At 44.4% G+C, this 3863-nt stretch carries 3 protein-coding genes; 1 reads left to right on the plus strand and 2 read right to left on the minus strand.

Annotation, left to right across the window (positions count from 1 at the left end; translation table 11 throughout):
* Positions 1-184: 184 nt before the first annotated feature.
* Positions 185-1078, plus strand: a complete 894-nt coding sequence (locus P5683_RS23475) for a M23 family metallopeptidase (protein ID WP_315641112.1) — start codon at positions 185-187, stop codon at positions 1076-1078.
* Between the two features lie 11 nt (positions 1079-1089).
* On the opposite strand, the gene P5683_RS23480 is transcribed toward P5683_RS23475, so the two are convergent.
* Entirely contained in the window at positions 1090-1500 is a 411-nt protein-coding gene (locus P5683_RS23480) for a hypothetical protein (protein ID WP_006620349.1), read from the minus strand.
* Between the two features lie 116 nt (positions 1501-1616).
* A complete protein-coding gene (locus tag P5683_RS23485; protein ID WP_006620350.1) occupies positions 1617-3674 on the minus strand; it encodes a sensor histidine kinase in 2058 nt (685 codons plus the stop codon).
* Positions 3675-3863 lie beyond the last annotated feature (189 nt).

Below are 3863 nucleotides of genomic sequence, written 5' to 3' on the forward strand. Positions count from 1 at the left end.
ATTATACCGTATTGCCCTAAAATGTTAACCTAATTTGAGATTAAATCATGCTCTCAATCAAATGAACCCCAGCCATCAAGCTAAGTTCCTTCCCTCAATTCTAGCAACTGTATCCCAGCCTCGGCTATATTAAAGCCAATATTGCCCGGCTGCTACCATGAAACAAAATTAATATGGACTGAATATGATCTGCAAGTCAGCCTTGATCTCTGTTATCCTCCTAGGTGCGATCGCCCCTGTGGGACTAGCTAACGTATTTTCCCAGGAAGCGCGAGAAGTTTGTCCAACTCCGGTTTTATCCCGTTTGCAACGTCATCGTGTCGCCCCAGGCGAAACCCTAGAAACCATTGCGCGACAGTACAATTTAATTGCTGCTACCCTCATGGGTCTGAATCCCAGTTTACGCGATGGTGTAGTCTCCGTCGGACAAGAGATCCTGATTCCCCCCTACAATGGCATTCAGATAGAAGTAGAACCCGGTCAGACCTGGGTGGATGTAGCCCGCGCCCATAATACCAGGGCGGATGTAATTTTTGAAGTCAATGGCTGTCAACCGGAACCCAGGGTAGTATTTATTCCCGGAGTCAACTGGGCCCCTGCGCCGCCAGTTACCCTCTCCCCTGACCTGTTATCTGGTCATCCCTTGCCAATGATGACTGAGGTACTGTTTCGCTATGGGTGGCAGTTAGATCCTGTTAGTGGTCAAGTAGTATTTCATGGAGGTATTGATTTATCCGCACCTACCGGAACTCCTGTTTTAGCTGTAGGTAAAGGTGTGGTAGCTTTTGCTGGATATAGAGAGGGCTATGGTAATCTGGTGGTAGTTAATCACGCCCAGGGAAAACAAACCCGCTACGCTCACCTTTTGGAAACGGTGGTTGACACCGGACAGCAAGTAGCATTAGGGGAAACTCTAGGATTAGTGGGTCAGACGGGCCGACCAAGTAGCGATCGCCCCCACCTTCATTTTGAAGTCCGCTATAACTCCAATTTAGGATGGGTTGCCGAAGATCCTAGTCATTACTTAAATATTCAAGAAGCAGACAGCCAGTATAAACGCCGAGTCCGCCGACAATAGGCTGGTTAAATTTAACCCCCTCGACTCCCTCCTGCACCTCTAAATGTAGCGCCGCGACCACCGGAACCAAAACCACCTCGTGTCACACCACCAACAGAGGGACTTCTACCTCCAGGAGTGGTATTACGAATACCTGCACTAGATGGAACAGCACGAGGGCTAGAATTAAAGCTACGATAGTAATAGTAGCGACCCCCGCGATGTTTATAGTAAGGACCATAATGGTAACCTACGGGGTAGGAACCATCGGTAATTGGTTCACATAGATCAGCTTCACCCCATTGTTGGTGACAGTCCTGAAGATTTCTATATACTTCTCGTCTTTTATGGTAAGAGGCGCAGGCTTCCAGACCGACTGATGCTATCAGGACTAGGGTGATAACTGCTGTTCTTTTATATCTGCGAAATTTAATTTTATCCATGATGAGACTCAGAAATTTGGCTTTGACATACTCCTAGGCGAAATCTGAACACAGTATAATGAGGACTATTTCTTTCTCTAGGATAACCAATGATCCGTGCCAGACCAAATTATGAGTCAACTTTTAACTTTCTTTTTAGATTTTCTGGTAGTCTTCTGATTTTGAGAAGGTGGTGTTGCTGCTTGTAAAGTTGGCATAGCGATAGTAACTGTAGTACCTTGGTCATGTCCGGCGCTGTCAAGTTTAATACCGCCACCCATCATTTCCATGAGACGACGCGCGATCACTAATCCTAAACCCACTCCTCCCGACTCCCTAGTGGTGGAACCATCAACCATCACGAAAGGCTGAAATAGTTGGCTTTGCTTCTCTGGGATTACCCCAATTCCTGTATCAACAATAGTTACAATTACCTGTTCAGATGCTTTGATAATCTGACCGGAATTAGAAGCGATCGCATTCCCCCAATTCGGGAAGCGTTCAAGTTTGCTAGAAATGGTGATACTACCAGCTTTGGTGAACTTGACAGCATTATTAATAATATTGATAAAAACCTGTTTAAGTTTATCTCGGTCTGCTTGTACTTCCAGAGGTTCAGGGGATAACATTAAGTTTAAATCTAAACCTTTCTGCTGAAGATCCAGAGTTTGTAAAGCGATCGCCTCTTGGAGAATCACCCCCAAGTCCGTCGGTTCCAAAAATAAAGATAGTTGACCTTCCTCAATCAAAGCAATATCTAAAATATCATTAACAATATCAAATAAATGCAGAGCCGAGTCATTAGCCATCTGTAAATATTCCATTTCCTCATCGCGATCGTCACAAAATCCTTCCTGAATCAAATTCAGGGAATTAATAATGCCATTAAGCGGGGTTCTTAACTCATGGGATATAACCCGCAAAAATTCATCTTTTAGCTGGTTAGCCACCCGCGCCTCCTTAGTCGCAAAAGCCAAGGCTTGAGCGCGAGACTGCAAACGATCAACCATAGTCCGCAAAGCCTGAGCCAACTGCTCAACTTCCCGGATTTTCAGATTTTTGGGAACCTCTACATGGGATTCAATGCTGTTAACTTGTAAAGCATAATCTCGGAGTTTTTCTAAAGGACGCGCCAAATCCCTAGATAGATATAATGCTGCACTAATAATCGCTATAATTAAACTCAGAATTAGCACAACTAAAACCGAATTAATATCCTTTAAGCCATAGAGAGCATCATCTAAACTCGCCACCGCCAAGATAACCCATTGACTATCATAATTCTTGGGAAAAACCGGACTTTCAATAGCATGATATCCCGCCAATAATTCTTCCCCATTTGGTTCAAAAGCAAACAAATGAATAAAATTAGTACGACCCGCCAACGCACTACGCAGTAAACTCTCTAGCCGCTGAGAATCAGCGTGATCTCTAATATTTAATCCCACCCACTGCGGATTAGGATGAGCTACAATAGTTCCAGCTTCATCTAAAATTACAGTCGAACCTGTTAAAGATTTCGGGGTGTGTTCACCTCTGAGTAAAGAATAAGACTCCAGACTTAATCCATAACGGAGTCGATTAACTTCTCCATCAGCAATATAAACCGGAGCAATAGAGATTAAACTTAGTTGATTATTTTGGCGACGAAGTAAAACTCTACTTCCCTCTGGACTATCGGACTCACTATCATCGAGATGTTGGGGAAAAAAGCCTTTGTCAGCCTCTGCAGTTCCCACATTAATAATATGAGCTTCCGACTGACTCACAGCCCAGTTCTGAGATTGAGTAGCAGACCATAAATCCTGGGGAAATTGAACCCGCGCCCCCTCGTCACAGGTACTAGCTACCATCTGATTGGTTTCCAGATTAGTCATTTGCAGACAGTTGACCTCAAAAGGTAATTCGGAGACGACCTCTTCGAGAAAACCTTGAAAATTCTCCTCTTCTCCAGACTGCAAAACGGAACTGTGAGCCACTAAAATCAAACTTGATCTCAAGGACTTCGCCCATTCATCAATACCCGCAGCTTTTTTAACTGCACTTTCAGTTAAGTTCAGACGAGCCGTTTCTAGTAAAGCTGAACGAGCTTTGCGATAGGTCACATATTGTCCAACCAACAACACCGGAAGGCTTAACAGCAAAATCCGGGATAGCAGAAGACGGCGAAATGAAGATTGACCGCGTTTAGACATAATTCACATCAAACAGAGGTGCTATGGCTCAGGGCTGCCCAATTCTCATAGTAGCGCGAACCCTGGCGTTATGAATCACTTGACAAATCATCGGGTTCTGATTTGGGGCTGAAACTGTGACTCAAAACGGAGGTATAGCACAAGACAGAACACTTAGGACGTATAATGGAGAGGACGAGATGACTAAGG

It is taken from the genome of Limnospira sp. PMC 1279.21 (assembly GCF_032349615.1).
Lineage (GTDB): Bacteria > Cyanobacteriota > Cyanobacteriia > Cyanobacteriales > Microcoleaceae > Limnospira > Limnospira fusiformis.

Bases quoted from the DNA above. Each gene is read 5' to 3' on its own strand.
- P5683_RS23480 (WP_006620349.1), bottom strand. From the start codon at position 1,500: ATGGATAAAATTAAATTTCGCAGATATAAAAGAACAGCAGTTATCACC.
- P5683_RS23475 (WP_315641112.1), top strand. From the start codon at position 185: ATGATCTGCAAGTCAGCCTTGATCTCTGTTATCCTCCTAGGTGCGATC.
- P5683_RS23485 (WP_006620350.1), bottom strand. From the start codon at position 3,674: ATGTCTAAACGCGGTCAATCTTCATTTCGCCGTCTTCTGCTATCCCGG.